General features: G+C 67.4%; 10 protein-coding genes and 1 tRNA gene. 9 read left to right on the top strand and 2 right to left on the bottom strand.

Annotated features, from left to right (window positions below):
- Positions 1-5: 5 nt before the first annotated feature.
- The 5 genes from AC5RT3_RS04225 to AC5RT3_RS04205 all read left to right on the top strand — a co-directional run bounded on the left by AC5RT3_RS04225 (position 6) and on the right by AC5RT3_RS04205 (position 6,258).
- Positions 6-1,946 (top strand): FAD/NAD(P)-binding protein, encoded by a 1,941-nt coding sequence (locus AC5RT3_RS04225; RefSeq protein ID WP_494123577.1) that lies wholly within the window; start codon positions 6-8, stop codon positions 1,944-1,946.
- Between the two features lie 447 nt (positions 1,947-2,393).
- Complete coding sequence (locus AC5RT3_RS04220) at positions 2,394-3,473, top strand: ABC transporter substrate-binding protein (protein WP_494123576.1); 1,080 nt, start codon at positions 2,394-2,396, stop codon at positions 3,471-3,473.
- 3 nt (positions 3,474-3,476) lie between these two features.
- Positions 3,477-4,370 (top strand): ABC transporter ATP-binding protein, encoded by an 894-nt coding sequence (locus AC5RT3_RS04215; protein ID WP_494123575.1) that lies wholly within the window; start codon positions 3,477-3,479, stop codon positions 4,368-4,370.
- Positions 4,370-5,284, top strand: a complete 915-nt coding sequence (locus tag AC5RT3_RS04210; RefSeq protein WP_494123574.1) for an ABC transporter permease — start codon at positions 4,370-4,372, stop codon at positions 5,282-5,284. The genes AC5RT3_RS04215 and AC5RT3_RS04210 overlap by 1 nt, the downstream gene beginning before the upstream one ends.
- A 50-nt stretch (positions 5,285-5,334) precedes the next feature.
- Positions 5,335-6,258, top strand: coding sequence for a TauD/TfdA dioxygenase family protein (locus tag AC5RT3_RS04205; RefSeq protein WP_494123573.1), 924 nt, complete (start codon positions 5,335-5,337; stop codon positions 6,256-6,258).
- A 143-nt stretch (positions 6,259-6,401) separates the two neighbouring features.
- Here AC5RT3_RS04205 and AC5RT3_RS04200 read toward each other — a convergent pair whose 3' ends face one another.
- Positions 6,402-10,952, bottom strand: a complete 4,551-nt coding sequence (locus AC5RT3_RS04200) for an ExeM/NucH family extracellular endonuclease (protein ID WP_494123572.1) — start codon at positions 10,950-10,952, stop codon at positions 6,402-6,404.
- Between the two features lie 458 nt (positions 10,953-11,410).
- A tRNA-Ser gene (locus AC5RT3_RS04195) sits at positions 11,411-11,498 on the bottom strand.
- A gap of 107 nt (positions 11,499-11,605) precedes the next feature.
- Between AC5RT3_RS04195 and AC5RT3_RS04190 the strand changes: the two genes are divergently transcribed.
- The 4 genes from AC5RT3_RS04190 (at position 11,606) to AC5RT3_RS04175 (ending at position 16,891) form a co-directional block, all read left to right on the top strand.
- A complete protein-coding gene (locus AC5RT3_RS04190) occupies positions 11,606-12,589 on the top strand; it encodes an NAD(P)H-quinone oxidoreductase (RefSeq protein ID WP_494053785.1) in 984 nt (327 codons plus the stop codon).
- Between the two features lie 113 nt (positions 12,590-12,702).
- A complete protein-coding gene (locus tag AC5RT3_RS04185) occupies positions 12,703-13,302 on the top strand; it encodes a PadR family transcriptional regulator (RefSeq protein WP_494053784.1) in 600 nt (199 codons plus the stop codon).
- Positions 13,299-14,036 (top strand): ABC transporter ATP-binding protein, encoded by a 738-nt coding sequence (locus AC5RT3_RS04180; protein ID WP_494053783.1) that lies wholly within the window; start codon positions 13,299-13,301, stop codon positions 14,034-14,036. The genes AC5RT3_RS04185 and AC5RT3_RS04180 overlap by 4 nt, the downstream gene beginning before the upstream one ends.
- Positions 14,036-16,891 carry a hypothetical protein gene (locus tag AC5RT3_RS04175; protein WP_494123571.1) on the top strand — a complete coding sequence of 952 codons (2,856 nt, stop codon included), beginning with the start codon at positions 14,036-14,038 and terminating at the stop codon, positions 16,889-16,891. The genes AC5RT3_RS04180 and AC5RT3_RS04175 overlap by 1 nt, the downstream gene beginning before the upstream one ends.
- Positions 16,892-16,993: the final 102 nt, after the last annotated feature.

The raw sequence follows: 16,993 nt of genomic DNA, 5'->3' as shown, positions 1-16,993 counted from the left end.
ATGCCGTGGAAAATACGCAGAGCATCCGGGCCGCCATCATTGGTGCCGGCCCCCGCGGCACCAGCGTGCTGGAACGCCTGCTCGCGCACTCCGCCGCCCGCCGCGCCAATGACGGCGGGGCCCTCCGGCTCCACATCGACGTCGTGGATCCCTACCCGGCCGGGCCGGGGCATGTCTGGCAGCCGCAGCAGTCGCGGCTGTTCCTGATGAACACCCAGTCCTTCTACCCCACGCTCATTCCGGAGGACCCGTCGCTTCCGGCGCCGCTGGCAGGCACCTCGTTCGACAGGTGGCGGGAGCGGCAGCAGCGCAACCCACTGCCGTCCCTGACCGCGGACGAGCGCGCGGAACTCGCGGTGCTGCAATCCAATGACTTTCCCAGCCGCGCCCTGTACGGCAGGTACCTGCGCTCCACCCTGGAGGACCTGCTGGACAACGCGCCCGACGGCGTCACCGTCCAGTTCCACGAAACGTCCGCCTTGTCGGTGCGCCCCGCAGGGGACGGAACGTTCAACGTCGGCCTGGCCACCGGGGAGACGCTCCGCACCGGCTCCGTGGTGCTCGCGCTGGGCCACATCCCGTCCAGGCTCAATCCCGAACAGCGCGAGCTGCAGGCAGCGGCGGAGCAACTGGGACTGCAGTACCTGCCCCCGGCGGCACCCGCCGACGTGGACTGGTCCCGGATCCCTGCCGGCGAACCCGTCCTGGTCCGCGGCATGGGGTTGAACTTCTTCGACATGATGGTGCAGCTCACCGAGGGCCGCGGCGGAAAGTTCGTATCCGGCGGCGGACGGCTGGAGTATGAACCGTCAGGCCAGGAGCCGCTGATCATCGCGGCCTCCCGGCGCGGTACCCCGTACCGCGCCAAGGCGGCGCTGGAAGGCTACTATCCGGCGTCGGTCACCCTCCGCTACCTCACCGAGGCGGCGCTGGAGCGGTTCCGCAGGGCCGGCATCCGGCCCGGGTTCGACCACGACCTGTGGCCGCTGCTGCACCGCGACACCCTTTGGGCCTACTACTCCACGCTGGTCCGCTCGCAGCCCGCCGCCGTCCCGGACAGGGCTGCCTTCCTTGCCGCCCTCGAAGAAGCGCTGCACCCGCACGCGCATTCGGCGGCCAACTGGGAGGACAGCGTGGAGAGCGTGCTGGCAGTCCATGTGGGACCGCGGCACAGGCTGGACCTTCCCGCGCTCGCGGCACCCCTGGCAGGAAGGACGTTTGGTTCGCGGAGGGAACTCGACGCCGCCGTGGTGGAATACCTGCTGGACGATGCCCGCCGCTCAGCCCTGGGCGAGGACGACCCCGTCAAGATGGCCATCGGCGCCCTGCACCACGGGCGGGCCGTCCTCAAGACCGCAGTGGCCGACGGCGGCATCACCGAGGCGTCCTGGGTGGCCGGACTGCGTGGCTGGTTTGAGTCCTTCGTTGAGGGCCTTGCCAGCGGGCCCCCGGCCCTGCGCTCCGAGCAGCTGGCCGCGCTGGCCCGGGCCGGAATTGTCAGCTTTGTGGGCCCGGACCCGAAGTTCGGCGTTGACCGCAGGACCCGGATGTTCACCGCGTCCTCACCCTGGGTGGACGGTCCGCCAGCCGCCGCGCGCTCCATGGTGGAAGCCCTGGCCCCCGGCAACAGGGTCTCGGCCAACGACTCACCACTCCTCGGGCAGCTGCTGGGTGACGGCGCGGTCCGGCCCCGCCTGATGATGACCGCCGAGGGTGCGCCCGTCCAGTCCACCGGCCTGGACGTGGTGCCGCACCCGTACCGGCCGGTGGCGGCAAACGGCGCCGTCACTGAGGGCATCTATGTCCTGGGCCTTCAGCTCTCCTCCAACCAATGGGGGACGGCCATCGCCGCCGAGGCTGCCCACCCCGGGTACCCGGTCTACCGGAGCGGCCAGCGGACCCTCCGCGACGCCGACGAGATAGCCGCCGCCATCCTCGGCCGCTGACCGCCGCCCCTCCCGGGAACCGCTGCCGTGTAACAAAAGGCGCTGCACCACGAGAAATATCCGGGACGGATTTCCCACCGGCAGGCCTGCCACGCAGCGCACGACTTGACGACGGCGGCGCAGGCAGGTCCGCTTCATGGCCGTGATGGGCGCCAAGCCCCCGCACGTACGGGCCCCGTATGTCACCAGGCGAAGCCACGTGACCCTCCGTTACCCCGCACCGTGGCCCAACGTTGCCGCCGGTTAACCACCGGGTAGGAGTGTTGCACCGTGCGTCCACGGCCTTACCCGGGAGACGTTTTGGGGCCAATCATGACCCGGGAAAACCTGAAATTTCCTGCCGTTTCCCGCCGTGAAGGCGCCCCTTCTGCTTCGGATTCCGCTCTGTTCTAGTGGTTGCCACGAGCCAGCCGGCCCGGACCCAACCGACTGCAGAAAGACCCCCCGATGAAAAACCGACTCCTGCCCGCAAGACGAATCACCGCCGCAGGCAAGGCAGCCGCAGTGGCCGCCGCCGCGGCACTGTCGCTGGTGCTGTCCGGGTGCGGCGGAAGCGCCACCGCGGAATCGGCGGGAAGCGGCGGCACCGAAGTGAAGACCGTCCGTTACCAGGGCTCACCCAACACCGTCTCCCTGCTGGAGGTGGCCGAGGACCTGGGGTACCTCGGCGACGTCAAGCTCCAGTGGGTCAGCAACACCACCAGCGGCCCGCAGAGCATCCAGTCCGTTGCCACGGACCAAACGGACATCGGCGGCGCATTCACCGGAGCGGTGATCAAGCTGATCGAAGCGGGCGCCCCCGTCCAGGCCGTCATCAACTACTACGGCGAGGACAAGGACACGTTCACCGGGTACTACGTGGAGGAAGGCAGCCCCATCACCAGCGCCCGCGACCTGATCGGCAAGAAGATCGCGGTGAACACCCTGGGCGCCCACCATGAGGCAGTCATCACCACGCACCTGAAGAACAGCGGACTGACGCCCGAGGAAATCAAGCAGGTCCAGCTGGTGGTGGTACCGCCCAACGAAACCGAGGTGGCCCTGCGCAAGAAGCAGGTGGACGTGGGCACCCTGGGCGGGGTGCTCCAGGACCGGGCGCTCGCCGAGGGCGGCATCCGGGCCCTGTTTACCGACGTCGGGGTCATTGGGGGGCCGTTCGACGCCGGCCAGTACGTCCTGCGCAAGGACTTCCTGGCAAAGAACCCGGAGACCAGCCGCACGCTGGTGACCGGGGTGGCCAAGGCAATCGAGTGGGAACGCAACACACCCCGTGAACAGGTCATTGCCAAATTTGAGGAGATCATCGCCAGGCGCGGACGGAACGAAAGCACCGAGGCGCTCAAGTACTGGAAGAGCGTGGGAGTGGCCTCACCGGGCGGGCGCATCTCGGATAACGACTTCACCCGCTGGTCCGACTACCTGAAGTCCGCAGGGATCATCAGCGGCGGCCTGGACACGGCAAAGCTCTACACCAACGAATTCAACCAGTTGGAGACAACCGCTCCGGCTGCACAGCCCAAGGGATAACCCATGACCTCCAAAATCAGCCTTCAACACGTCACCAAGGAGTTCGCCGTCCGGCAGGGAAGGAACAGCCGGGGCAGGAGAATCCGCAGCCAGCCGGAGGGCGCCGTCCTGACCGCACTGGATGACCTCAGCCTGGACGTGGCACCCGGTGAATTCCTCACACTGGTGGGGCCCAGCGGTTCCGGCAAGACCACCCTCCTGGACCTGCTGGCCGGCCTGTCCCGTCCCACGTCGGGAAAAGTCCTGGTGGATGGAAAGGAAGTCACCGGTCCGGGCCAGGACCGGGCCCTCGTGTTCCAGCAGTACGCCCTCTTTCCCTGGCGGACAGCGTCAGCGAACGTCTCGATCGGCCTTGAGAACCGCGGGCTGTCCCGGAAGGACCGGGCGGCGACGGCAAGCGAGTACCTGGACCTGGTGGGCCTGGCCGGGTTCGAGGACCGGTATCCGCATGAACTGTCCGGCGGTATGAAGCAGCGCGTGGCCATTGCCAGGAGCCTCGCCTATGAGCCGGACGTCCTCCTGATGGACGAGCCCTTTGCGGCGCTGGACGCCCAGACCCGTGAGCAGCTTCAGGACGAGCTCCTGCGGATCTGGCAGGCGACGGGGAAAACCATCGTCTTCATCACGCACGGGATTGACGAGGCGGTATATCTCGGCCAGCGGGTTGCGGTCCTGAGCGCCAGGCCCGGCAGGCTCAAGGAAATCGTGGACATCAATATTCCGGACCGCGGGAGCGAGGCGGATGTCCGCTCCCATCCCGCGTTCGTGGAGCACCGCCACCAGGTCTGGTCCCTGCTGCACGACGAAGTCCGGCTGGCCCAGGACTCGGGCCACCGGAAGATCCTCCCGGACGGAACAGCCCCCGATGAACACCCCCTCGAAAGGAACGCCGCCTGATGAGCACCGTCCTAAGCCGGCCCCCACAGGGGAGCGCCGCCGTCGAACCCGCACCACATCCCGCCGAACCGCCGGCGGCCCCCTCCGGTCCCGCCAGGAGGGAACGCCCGACGCCGGCAGAAAGGTTGCGTGCCGCAGCGAACCTGGCCACACGCGCGGCCTGGAAGTCGCTGGCAGTCCTGCTGTTCCTGGCGCTGTGGGAGTTTGGTCCCCAGTACTTTGCCGGCCCGTCCACCCGGGTGTTCCTCCCGCCGCTGCACGAAGTCCTCGCGGCGGGGGCCAGGCTGGTGGAGACCGGGCAGCTGCAGAACCACCTGCAGGCCAGCCTCAGCCGTTCCGTTTCCGGGTTCGGGATCGCGGTGGTGTCCGCCGTTGCCCTGGGACTGCTGATCGCCTGGTACGGCTGGTTGAACTCATTCCTGAACCCGCTTTTGGAACTCTTCCGCAACACCGCAACCCTCGCCCTGCTGCCGGTCTTCACGCTCCTGCTGGGCATCGGCGAGGAATCCAAGATCACCATCGTGGCCTACGCCGCGTTCTTCCCGGTGCTGCTCAATACGATCGCCGGTGTCCGCACGGTGGACCCGCTGCTGGTCCGCGCTGCCAGGTCCCTGGGGCTGAACAGCTTCCGGCTCTTCCAAAAAGTCATCCTTCCATCGGCGGTGCCCACCATCTTCACCGGGATCAGGATGGCAGGCACCTCCTCAATCCTGGTTCTGATCGCCGCGGAAATGGTGGGTGCAAAGGCCGGGCTCGGATACCTGATCGTCAATTCCCAGATGAGCTTCCTAATCCCGGACATGTACGCAGGCATCCTCACCGTCTCCGTGCTGGGCCTTCTCGTCAACATCCTGCTGGTGGCACTGGAACGCCACTTCTCCCGCTGGCGCACCGCCGTCGGCGCCGGCAACTGACCTTCCCCGTCCCAACCCCGACAACACTGACACTGAAAAGGACACCGACCATGACCACCATTACCGAAACCAAACTCGAATTCACCAAGCGCGGGTCCCGCATCGGCGCCGAAATCCGCGGCCTGGACCTGGGCGCGGAGCTCAGCCCTGGCACAGTGGCCCAGATCCGCGAAGCCCTCAACGTCCATAAGGCCCTGGTGTTCCGGAAGGCGAACATCCGCACCGACGAGGACCAGGTCCGGTTCGCAAGCTACTTCGGCCCGCTCACCAAGGCGCACCCCACCGTTGCCTCCGTCGATGGCAAACCCGCCGTCCTGCCGGTGGACAGCGAAAACGGCAGCGCCAACAACTGGCACACCGATGTCACGTTCGTGGTGAACCCGCCGCAGGCATCAACGCTGCGCAGCATTACGCTGCCGGCGTACGGCGGTGAAACGCTCATCGCCTCCTCGGCGGGGGCTTACCGCGACCTGCCCGAGGAGCTGCGGAACTTCGCCGATACCCTCTGGGCCATCCACACCAACGACTACGACTACTCCGTGCCCAAGAACCTGGAACACGCCAATGCGGAGGAGCGGCGCAAGGAATTCACCAGGATCCACTTCGAAACCGCCCACCCCGTGGTCCGCGTCCACCCGCTGACCGGGGAGCGCGGGCTCTTCATCGGCGGTTTCGCCCAGCGGCTGCGGATCGTGGGGCTGTCCAACACCGAGTCCAGGGACATCCTCCGCCTGCTGCAGGCCTACGTCACCCGGCCGGAAAACGTGGTCCGGGTGAACTGGGAACCTGACCAGCTGGTGCTCTTCGACAACCGGATCACCCAGCACTACGCCCCGGACAACTACGATGGCCAGCCGCGGCAGCTGAACCGGGTGACCATTGCGGGGGATGTCCCGGTGGGCGTGGACGGCCGCAGCAGCACCGCAATCAAGGGGGATTCATCCACCTACTCGGAAACTGTGATCCTCCCCTAGACCCCGGAGTTTTTGTCCAGATATGGCGGGATAACCTGCTCGGAAGTCACCGTATCTGGACAAAAACTCCCAGCAGATTGCGCCCCACGTTCGGGTCCGGAAGTCCGGGACCAACGCGGGGCGCTTTCTTGTTTAGCCAGGCATCAGCCGCGCAGGCACTGCTGGTACTGGAGCCAGGTAATGCCGTAACGGATCCAGCCCAGGACGTCGTACCACTGGGCGGGTTTGGCCGGAGCGGTGCATACCGGCGGGACGGGACCTTCAGTGGCCACCTGCACGCCGACCTTCACCACGGTGCCGGACTCGGCGGCGGTCAGCACCAGGGTTCCGGTGCCGGCTGCCGCGCGTGCGGGGACGGCCAGGTTCACAGAAGCCGACCCGGAAGCGACCGGCACGGCGCCAAGGTCTGTCACCACACCGGCGGAATCGGTGAACACCACCGCCAGGGAGGTGTTGGCCGGGCTGCCCAGCGACGTCAGGTCCAGCTTGGAAACCGTCAGCGTGACGGGTTCGCCCGGCTTGACCTCTGCGGGAGTGCTGTTCGTGACGGCCACGGAGCGGCGGGCGAAGTCCGGCGATACCGGACTGCTCTCCTGCAGGTAGCTGATCCACGCGTCCCGGTCCACCAGCCCGGAGTCACGGGTGTTGGCGCCTTCGGTGAAGATCCGGAAGTTGTCCCCGCCGGTGGCCAGGAAGCTGAACGTGCCCACCCGGTAGGACTTCGCCGGGTCCAGCAGTTCCCCGTTGACCCGGACCGACGTGATGCGGTCACCGGCAGCGCGGGCGGCGTCGAAGGTGTAGTTCACGTTCTTCGACAGGCCCAGCTGGATGTAGGCGCGGCTGGGAACCGTGCCGTCCGCATTGGTCTGCCACTGCTGTTCCAGCAGCGTCTTGAACTGTGCACCGGTCAGGGACGTGGTCCAGAGGTTGTTCACGAACGGCAGCACCGCGTTGGCCTCGGCGTAGGTGATGGTGCCGTCCGGGGCGTAGTAGAGCTCGTTCCGCAGTCCGCCGGCGTTGACCACGCCGATTTCCGCGCCGCCCAGTTCGGCCGGCTGCAGGGAAGCAAGCAGCGAGTCGGCCACGAGGTTGCCGAGGGTGGACTCGCTCGAGCGGTCGTCCCGCTTTGGCGCACCAGTGGCGTCAGTCGTGAACGCCGTGGTGATGTCAGCGGTGACGGAACCGACCGGCTCGTTGCCGATCACGGCAGCGTCGGCCAGGGCTTTCTGGACTATGGCGTCGACGGCGGCGACCCGCGGGTAGGCGGCGATCAGGCCGGCGGCGGGATCGGTGGTCCGCTTGACGTTGCTGCCCTTGGACGCCGTCACCTCTCTCGTGGCGGTGTCCACTGTCAGCTGGATGTGGCCCACGTTCTCGCCGTAGTTGCCGGTCTGCACGATGGGACGGGTCTTGCCCTCGACGCCAGGAACGCGGGCGTCCCAGGCGTATTCCTTGTGCGTGTGGCCGGTGAAGATCGCATCCACGTCGGCGGACGTTTCGGTGACCAGCTTGGCGAAGGGGCCGCCCGCTGCCACTTCCTCCGCCAGGGTTGAACCTTCCAACACACCCGAGCCGGCGCCGTCGTGGTTTTCCACGATGATGACGTCGGCCAGGTTCTCCGCGGTGATCCTGGCGGCTGCCCGGTTGATGGCATCCACCGGGTCCCCGAACTCAAGGTCTGCGATGCCGGCCGGGGTCACCAGGGAGGGGACCTCCTGGGTGACGGTGCCGATGACGGCCACCTTGACGCCGTTCATGTCCAGCACGGTGAACTCCGGCAACACCGGCTCAGTGGTGCCCTTGCGGTAAACGTTGGCGCCAAGGTAGGGGAACTTCGCATTGGCGCCGCCGGCGATGACGCGGTCGCGCAGGTCCGTCCATCCGCCGTCGAACTCGTGGTTGCCCACGGCCGATGCCTGCAGTTCCAACGCGTTCAGCACGTCGATGGTGGGCTGGTCCTTCGCAACAGCGGAGGCGAACAGCGACGCACCGATGTTGTCGCCGGCGGAGAGGAACGCCGTGGCGCCAGGGGCGGCAGCGGCACGGAGCTTCTCGATGGTTCCGGCGAACTGGACGGTGTTGGCGTCGATCCTGCCGTGGAAGTCGTTGATCCCCAGGAAGTTCAGGTCAACGGTGGCAGGAGTGGAACCCAGGTCCAGGCCCACCACCACTGGATCGTGGTCGCTGGCACGGAACTGGTCCGGGGCGTAGTAGTTGGTGATGTTGTAGTTGTGGCGGCTGTATTCCAGGGCCACGGACTCCACCGAGTTGATGTTCCAGATGTCGGCCCCGGACACCACGGCATCGGCGGCGGGGGAAGCCAGGATGTGGTCCAGGGAGCCCACCATCCCGCCAAAGAGGTAGGAATGCTTGGCCGAGCCGTCGGCGTTCCGGGCTTTTTCGTCCTGGTTGACGTAGCCGGCGGACGTGAGGACGTTGATCGGGTCCTCCTTGGCGTAGGCGTTGAAATCACCGATCAGGAACACCTTGTCCGTGCCCTTGCTGCCCTGCAGGGACGCGGCAAAGTCCAGCAACGACTTGGCCTGGGCCGTGCGCGCCAGGTTTGAGGCGCCCTGGCCCTGGTCCGTGTCCTCCGGCGTTGCTGCCGAACCCTTGGACTTGAAATGGTTGGCGATGGCAATGAACTCGGTGCCGGCGGCACCGCCGGCGGGTTTGAACACCTGCGCCAGCGGCTTGCGGGCTGAGGCGAAGGCAACGGTGTCATTGTGAATGATGGACTCGCCCACCGGCTCGGCCGCGGCCTTCTTGAAGATGAAGGCGGTGCGGATCATGTCTTCGTCGCTCAGCGGCGGGGCATTGGCCGGCGAACGGACGTAATCCCAGACCCCGGGTGTGGCGACGTTCAGCGCGTCCACCAGCCGGGCCAGGGCGTCGTCGCGGTTTTTGCCGAACTGCGCGGAGTTCTCGATCTCCATCAGGGTGACTACGTCGGCGCCGGCCTTGGTGATGGCGGAAACGAGCTTGTCCTGCTGCCGCTGGAAGTTTTCCGGATTGGCTGCGCCGCGGGCGTTGCAGCCGCCCCGGACGGTGACGGGGTTCCCGTCGCGGTCCGTGTTGTAGGTGCAGCCGGTGAGCTGGTCGCCTGTTGTGGGGAAGTAGTTGAGGACGTTGAACGAGGCAATCTTCAGGTTGCCGCCCACCGGCCGGGGTGCCTCGGTGCGGGTGGCGCCGAACGTGGCCGGCTGGACCGTGGCCGCATTCGCGGGGGTCAGGTGGGTGAGCGGCTGGAACTTCCAGGCGTTGTTGGCGTAGCCCAGGACTACGTTCGTGGTGAACGTCGCCGGCGAACCCACCCGCACCGGATCGGTGCCCGTCAGATATGGCAGGGGCAGGGCCTTGTTGGCGCTGCTGCCGAGGAAGTTGGTGCTGGCGCCGTCGTCGAGCTTGATGCCCCGTGCGGCGTTTTCCTGGACGACGGCGGCATGTTCGGCAGTGCCGTACGGAGCCACCGCGGTGGGCTGGACCAGGGGAGTGGTGCCGCCGGCCAGGCCGATCTCGCCGTACTGGTTCAGGCTGTAGTTGTCAGTGACCGTCAGCGGACCCTGGGGTGCCAGGAGCATTCCTTCCAGGGACTCGCGGAAGGCTTCGTTTGCGGGCAGGGTGAAGGCGGTGGGCTTCACCTCCGGGGCGGCCTCGGCCAGCTTGGTGAGCCCGGCGGCTGCGTCAACGTTGAGCTGCGTCATCCCGTAGTACTCAGCCACTGTGCCTGTCAGGCGGACGAAGTCGCCGGGCTGCACGGAACCCGCGGTGGCGGGGGAATAGACGAAGATCCCGTCCGATGCGGCGTGGTTGGTGGCCGTGAGGTCACCGCCGGTGCCGGCCGTCTGGATGTAGTAGCCGTTCAGGCCGCCGGTGGGGAACACGGCGGTGACCTTGCCCGTGGTGGTTACCGTGGCACCCGCCAGCGGGCTCTGGGTACCGGTGCCCTGGATTTCGGCAATGGTGGCCAGGGCAGGGTTTGGCGTGGGTTCCGGACCAGGTGCGGGATCCGAGTCCTGGGCTGCACCGCCAGAGGATGTGGGCGTGATGGTGGCGCTGAGGGCGAAGTCCGCGGCGTTGTTGTTGCTGTCCGCTCCGGCTGCCCTGTTCAGGCTTTTGACGTCGGTGTTGCCCGAGGGGGCGGTGGCAGCAAGCGTTTCAAAGGTGTTGGACGCGCCGTAGCCAAGGAGGTCGGCCACGCGGGCGGGCTCCACCTGGGAGCCGGTGGAAAGCGCGACGGCGGTGGGCTGCTTGGCGAGCACCACCGTTCCGGCGCTGCCGCTCGGGTTAAGGACACCTGCCACCAGGTCCGGGGCGGGGAGATCGGCGCCGTTGGAGCCGTTGCTGCCGCCCTGTACCAGGTAGTGCCCCTTGGCCGGGATGGACCCGGACAAGGCAGCCACGCCCGAAGGCGCAGATGTCCCGGTGGCGGAGCGGTACTGCAGGGACCAGCCGTCCAGCGAGACCGGGGCCTCTGATGTGTTGTACAGCTCCACGAACTTGTTCTTATAGGCAGCGCCGCTGCTGCCGCCGCTGAGGTAGGCCTCGTTGATGACAACGGGAGAGCCCCCGGCCGCGCCTGAGACCTCCGCGGCCGGATCGTGTGCAACGGCGGGAAGGGCTGCCAGGGGAGCTGCGATGAGCCCCGCGGACAAAGCTGTTCCCAGCGCCAGTTTCCAAGGTGTTTGATGCATCCGCTCTTACTTTCATAAGGATGTCCCCGGTAGGGGACCCGATGGGAAGTGTCCGGGTTGTACCAACGGACAAGTGGCCCGGACCCGGCTCCTGGTCAAGTGGGTATTTCCGGCACATCACAACAGAGCTGAATGAACGCCAAGTGGCTAGGGCGTGCATTCGGCGGGACGTCCCCCAGCGGAACGGACCGCCCACCGGCCTGGAGCCCCCGTAGCCTGGTTCCGGTGATGCTGCTGGTGGTTTATGGCCGGACCGTACCCCCACATGTGCCGGCCATCACCAAAGAATACCGGCCGGTAGCTTTGGTGGAAGGGCGCGGCGGCGGATTTGTCCAAAGAATTTACATGTCCTCCATCAAGCGCCACGGAAGCCGCAGGGAGTCCGGGCCGGCGGCGGTGGAGGGCAAAACCAAGGGCCCCTGCCGGCCAGCGGACTGGCGGACAGGGGCCCTCTTTTGCGGAAGGTAAGAGATTCGAACTCTTGGTACGGGGTTACCGCACACTGGTTTTCAAGACCAGCTCCTTCGGCCGCTCGGACAACCTTCCTCAGCTAGTAGTGTTTCATAGGCGCTTGCCTGCAACAAAACAGAGCCTGGAAGGTGTCCGGTGCACACTGGTTGCAGCCAGTATTGAGTCAGAAACGGAAGTGGTCCATGAAAGCCGTCTATATTTCGGAACCGGGCGGCCCGGAGGTCCTGGAGGTCCGCGAAGCCGATGCCCCGGTGCCCGGCCCCGGCGAGGTGCTCATCGACGTCGTTGCCGCAGGCCTGAACCGTGCCGACGTGCAGCAGCGGCGGGGTTTCTACCCGCCGCCGCCGGGCGCGTCCGAGATTCCCGGGCTCGAGGTGTCCGGCAGGATCGCCGGGTTCGGGCCGGGAGTGACCAAGGCTTTCTCCGTGGGCGACAAAGTGGTGGCGCTGCTGGCGGGAGGCGGCTACGCCCAGCAGGTGGCGGTCCGGGCCGAACAGGTCCTGCGGGTGCCCGAGGGGGTGGACCTGGTGACGGCGGCGTCGCTGCCGGAGGTTGCAGCCACGGTCTACTCCAACCTGATCATGACGGCCCAGCTCCAGCCGGGGGAGACTGTACTCATCCACGGCGCCACCGGCGGGATCGGCACCATGGCCATCCAGCTGGCAAAGGCCTTCGGGGCGCGGGTGGCCACGACGGCCGGCACGGATGAAAAGGTGAGCACGGCGAAGGCCTTCCTGGGCGCGGATATCGCCATCAACTATGCGGAGGAAGATTTCCCCGAAAGCCTCCGCCGGCAAAACGGCGGAAAAGGGGCGGATGTCATCCTCGACGTCGTGGGGGCCAAGTACCTGTCGCAGAACGTGGACGCGCTGGCGGACTACGGGCGCCTCGTGGTCATAGGGCTCCAGGGCGGCACCAAGGGGGAGCTGGACCTGGGCCAGCTGCTGAAGAAGCGTGCCGCCGTGGTGGCCACGGCACTTCGGCCACGCCCGGTGGAGGAGAAGGGCGCCATCATGAATGCGGTCAAGAAAGCGGTGTGGCCGCTGCTCGGCGACGGCCGGATCAGGCCGCTCGTGGCCAAGACCTTCCCGCTGGACCAGGTCCAGGCGGCCCACCGGTACTTCGACAGCGGCGACCATGTAGGCAAAATCCTGCTGCTCATGTAGTTAGATACTCAGTATTGTGTTCCAGGCGGACTGCGGCTAGGCTTCCGGTATACGCGGTATGCACGGGTCTTGGGGGTTCGTGCATACCGCTGCCACCAGCCAGAAGGAGCAGCATGTCCATCCGTCACAGCCTCCTCGCCCTGCTGCAGGACCGGCCGCGCTACGGCTATCAGCTCAGGGTCGAGTTCGAGAACCGGACCGGGTCCACCTGGCCCCTCAACATCGGGCAGGTCTACACCACCCTGGACCGGCTGGAGCGGGACGGCCTGGTGGCGAAGGACGGCGACGACGGCGAGGGACACGTGGTGTACAGCATCACCGGCGAAGGCGAGGCGGAAGTGCGGAGCTGGTTCGCCGCTCCCGTGGTGCGCACCAATCCGCCGCGGAACGAACTCGCCATCAAGCTTGCGCTTGCCGTGACGCTGCCGGGGGTAGACGTCCAGGCCATCATCCAGGCCCAGCGTGTGGCTTCCATCCGTGCCCTGCAGGATTACACCAAGGCCCGCCGGGATACGGCGGGCAGCCAGCGCAGTGGTGACACGGCCTGGCTCCTGGTCCTCGATTCCCTCATCTTCCAGACGGAAGCGGAGGTCCGCTGGCTGGACCTCTGCGAGGCAAGGATGGTCCAGCTGGCCGCCGCCACTGCCGCACGCAAGACGTCCAACGGGGTCACGGAAGACGCCGCCCCGCTCAACGCGGACAGCCGCCGGTGAGCGTCCGGGGGCCGCAGCAGGTCCTGGAGCTTGCAAAGGTCAGCAGGACCTTCGGGGAGGGCGCGACGGCGGTCGCCGCACTTCGGCAGGTGGACCTCACCATCGGCGCGGGGGAGTTCGTGGCCGTCATGGGGCCGTCGGGGTCCGGAAAGTCATCGCTGCTTGCGCTGGCCGGCGGACTGGATAGGCCGACGTCGGGCGGTGTCTTTGTGGAATCAACCCCCCTTTCTGGGCTGGGGCTGAACGAACTGGCCCGGCTGCGGCGGCGTGCCGTGGGATACGTCTTCCAGGACTTCAACCTCGTCCCCACCCTTACCGCCGCGGAGAATGTTGCCCTGCCGCTGGAACTGGACGGAACCGCATCGAAGAAAGCCCGCCGGCAGGCGGCTGACGCCCTCCGCCAGGTGGGTATACCGGAACTGGCGGACCGGTTCATGGACCAGATGTCCGGCGGGCAGCAGCAGCGGGTGGCCATTGCGCGCGCGGTGGTCGGGCAGCGGCGGCTGATCCTGGCGGACGAGCCAACAGGCGCCCTTGACTCGACCACGGGCCAGGGCGTCATGGAGGTGCTGCGCTCGCGGGCGGATGCAGGGGCGGCCGTCATGTTGGTCACACACGAGGCCCGGCATGCCGCCTGGGCGGATCGGGTGGTGTTCCTCCGCGACGGGCGGATAGTGGACCAGGCCACCGCCATGCACGATCCCACCATGCTCCTGGCGCAGGCCGGCCTCTGATGCCGCTTGACCTTACTCCGGCTCCTCGCGGCCGCCGGAGCAGTTTCCGTGTTGCCCTGCGGATGGCCCGCCGCGACATCCGTCGCCACCGGCGCCGGTCGTTCCTGATCGTCCTGCTGATCATGCTGCCAGTGGCTGGAATGACCGGCGCGGCCACCCTGTACCAGAGCTCGTTGAGGACGCCGGAGGAGATTGTCCGGTTCGAGCTGGGTAATACGCAGGCCCGGTTCGTCGCCCTGCCGGTGGTGAACGCGCAGACGCTCCAGGACCCGCAGAACGATTCGGTGGCGGCCTCCAGTCCCGGGAACGTGGATCCTGATTTCGTTGCCACGCCCCCTGAGGAAGTCCTTCCGGAAGGCTACGAGGTGCTGCCGTTGCGCCAGCTGCAGCTCACCACGCGCGTCGGGGAAGCGCTGGTGTCACTGAACGGCGTCCAGGTGGACGCGCTGCACCCCGCCTTCACCGGCAAGTTTAGGCTCCTTGACGGCCGGGCTCCGGAATCCCCCAGGGAAGTCCTCGTCTCGCGCGGACTGCTGGCACGGTTCGGCCTGGACTTCGGCGAGGAATTTACGACGTCGGCAGGAACGTTCGTGCCGGTGGGCACCCTCCGTGACGCGGACGCCTCCGACAACAACAGTTTCCTCTATGTCCGGTCCGGGCAGGTGGCGGAAACGGTCCTCACGGACGAACGGACCCACTCCGTGTCCTACTACCTGGTGGGGCAGGAACCGATCGGCTGGCAGCAGGTCCGGGAGGCCAACAGCCGGGGCGTCGGGGTGCTCTCGCGCAGCGTTGTGCTGGACCCGCCGCCGCAGGAGCAGCGGGTGGTCCCGGGCGCCCAGGCATGGGACACGTCCGCTCAGACCTGGACTGTCTACGGCACCTTCGGCCTCCTGGGAGCCCTGGCCATGTTGGAAGTGGGGCTGCTCGCCGGCGCTGCCTTCGCCGTGGGAGCCAAGAGGCAGGTGAGGGAGTTGGCGCTGCTGGCCGCCTCCGGCGCGGAAGCTCCCACAGTCCGTTCGGTGGTCACGGCGGGAGGCCTGTGGCTGGGTTCCATTGCTGTTGTGACCGGAGCCGCCCTGGGATTCGGCGGCGCTGCTGCAGCCGTGCTTTGGGTGCGGGCCGCAGGCTCGCCCCGGCTGGCAGGAGTGCATGCGGACCCCTTGCTGACGTCCGTTGCAATGGCTATGGGGCTTTCCGCGTGCATCCTTGCGGCACTGGCCCCGGCCAACCTGGTTGCCCGCCAGGCGCTGGTCGGCGCCCTCAAAGCCGGCCGCGCTCCCGCCGGAAACGGAAGGCGGTCCAGCATCGTGGGCGCCGTGCTCCTGGCTGCGGCGGCGGGGCTGCTGACTACCGGCTGGCTGCTGGGGCAGTCCGTGAAGGACCCTGACCGCCAGGCGGAGCAACTGCCCTTGGTGGCCGGGCTGCTGATTGGCGGAGCGGTGCTGGCTGTTGCGGGACTCGTGCTGCTGACCGGTTGGCTGGTTGGCCTGCTGACCTCGCGGACACACTGGCTTTCCCTGCCCCTGAGGATGGCCGCCCGCGACTCCGCCCGGAACCGTGGCCGGACCGTTTCGGCGGTGGCCGCGGTGCTTGCTGCCGCAACGCTGGCAAGCGCCGGCCTGGTACTGGCCGCCAGCCAGCAGGCGGCGATGCGGGAAAACCACTGGTGGAGCGCGCTGGAAAACCAGGTCCGCCTGCCCCTGGAGGTGGACGCCCCGTTCCTTGCCGACGGCGGCAGGCAACCCTCGGTTGCAGTGGATCCGGCTGAACTTTCCTCCCGGGTCGGGCAGGCGGTGGACGCTGTTGCCTGGACGAAAACCATCACTGCGCCGGGATCGATTGACTGCGACTTTGGCCCTGACGTGGATATGTCGGTTCCCGTCCGGACTGAGGATTCGAACTGCATGATGTATTCCCTTGCGGTGCCGGCGGAGCATCAGTGTCCGGTGACGCCGCAGCGAAGGATGGTGGACCCGAGAGACTGGCGCTGCCGCGGGTCGATGATCCGTGAATCCGTTTCGCCGCGGGGCATTGTGGTGGGAGGCGAAGAGGAGATCCGGTTGTTGCTGGGCACGGATGCGGGGGCAGAAGCCCTCGACGTGCTGGATGCCGGCGGCATGGTGGTGACCAACCCGGTCTTCGTGCTGGAGGGGAAAACTACGCTGCTGGGACAGGACGTCCGCACGCAGCTGCGGTCGCCGTCGGACGGCTCCATGGTCCACGAAACGGTCACCAGCACCGCCTTGCCCGCCATTGCGGTCGAACCACTGGAAGCGGTGCCCTACTACGGCGTCGTATCCCCGCAGACCGCTGAACGCCTGGACCTCCGTGCGGAACCTGCTGAGCTCCTGGTCCAGCTGGACCGGCGCCCGTCAGCGGCCGAGACGGATGCGGCGGCGGCGGCAGTGGCAGGTGTCTATCAACAGCCGGGGGCCGGGTTCTGGGTGGAACCGGGGGTCTCCCGGGACAACCAGTGGATGTTCTGGCTGATCGTTGCGGCCAGCGCGTTGATCACGCTGAGTGCAGCCGGCATCACCACCGGCCTGGCACTGGCTGACGCTCGCAATGACCACGTGACCCTGGCCGGCGTCGGAGCCTCGCCCCGTCTCCGTAAGGCGCTCGCGGCGGCGCAGGCACTTTTCACCTCCGGCCTGGGCGCCGCGCTCGGAACCATTGCGGGGGCCGTTCCTGCCGTGCTCATCGCAGCCTCCACGGAGATGCGGACAGCGGTGGAGGTCCCGTGGCTTCAGCTGGTGGCACTGATGCTCGCCGTTCCCGCAATGGGCTCGGCACTGGCATGGCTGTTCACCCGGGCGGCCCTTCCGGCGTCACGGCGGGGATTGGGGGCGTAGCCGGCAGGAAACGGCGGAGGTCCAACGTTCGGCGCCCGGAGGCTGCCGTTCAGCGCACCGTCATGCCCGGGTGGGCGAAACCCATCCCCATCACCGAGCGGC

Source organism: Arthrobacter sp. Y3221159 (assembly GCF_059089885.1).
This window is presented reverse-complemented; position numbering and strand designations above follow the sequence as displayed.

Bases quoted from the DNA above. Each gene is read 5' to 3' on its own strand.
- AC5RT3_RS04220 (WP_494123576.1), top strand. From the start codon at position 2,394: ATGAAAAACCGACTCCTGCCCGCAAGACGAATCACCGCCGCAGGCAAG.
- AC5RT3_RS04190 (WP_494053785.1), top strand. From the start codon at position 11,606: ATGAAAGCCGTCTATATTTCGGAACCGGGCGGCCCGGAGGTCCTGGAG.
- AC5RT3_RS04185 (WP_494053784.1), top strand. From the start codon at position 12,703: ATGTCCATCCGTCACAGCCTCCTCGCCCTGCTGCAGGACCGGCCGCGC.
- AC5RT3_RS04175 (WP_494123571.1), top strand. From the start codon at position 14,036: ATGCCGCTTGACCTTACTCCGGCTCCTCGCGGCCGCCGGAGCAGTTTC.
- AC5RT3_RS04200 (WP_494123572.1), bottom strand. From the start codon at position 10,952: ATGCATCAAACACCTTGGAAACTGGCGCTGGGAACAGCTTTGTCCGCG.
- AC5RT3_RS04205 (WP_494123573.1), top strand. From the start codon at position 5,335: ATGACCACCATTACCGAAACCAAACTCGAATTCACCAAGCGCGGGTCC.
- AC5RT3_RS04215 (WP_494123575.1), top strand. From the start codon at position 3,477: ATGACCTCCAAAATCAGCCTTCAACACGTCACCAAGGAGTTCGCCGTC.
- AC5RT3_RS04210 (WP_494123574.1), top strand. From the start codon at position 4,370: ATGAGCACCGTCCTAAGCCGGCCCCCACAGGGGAGCGCCGCCGTCGAA.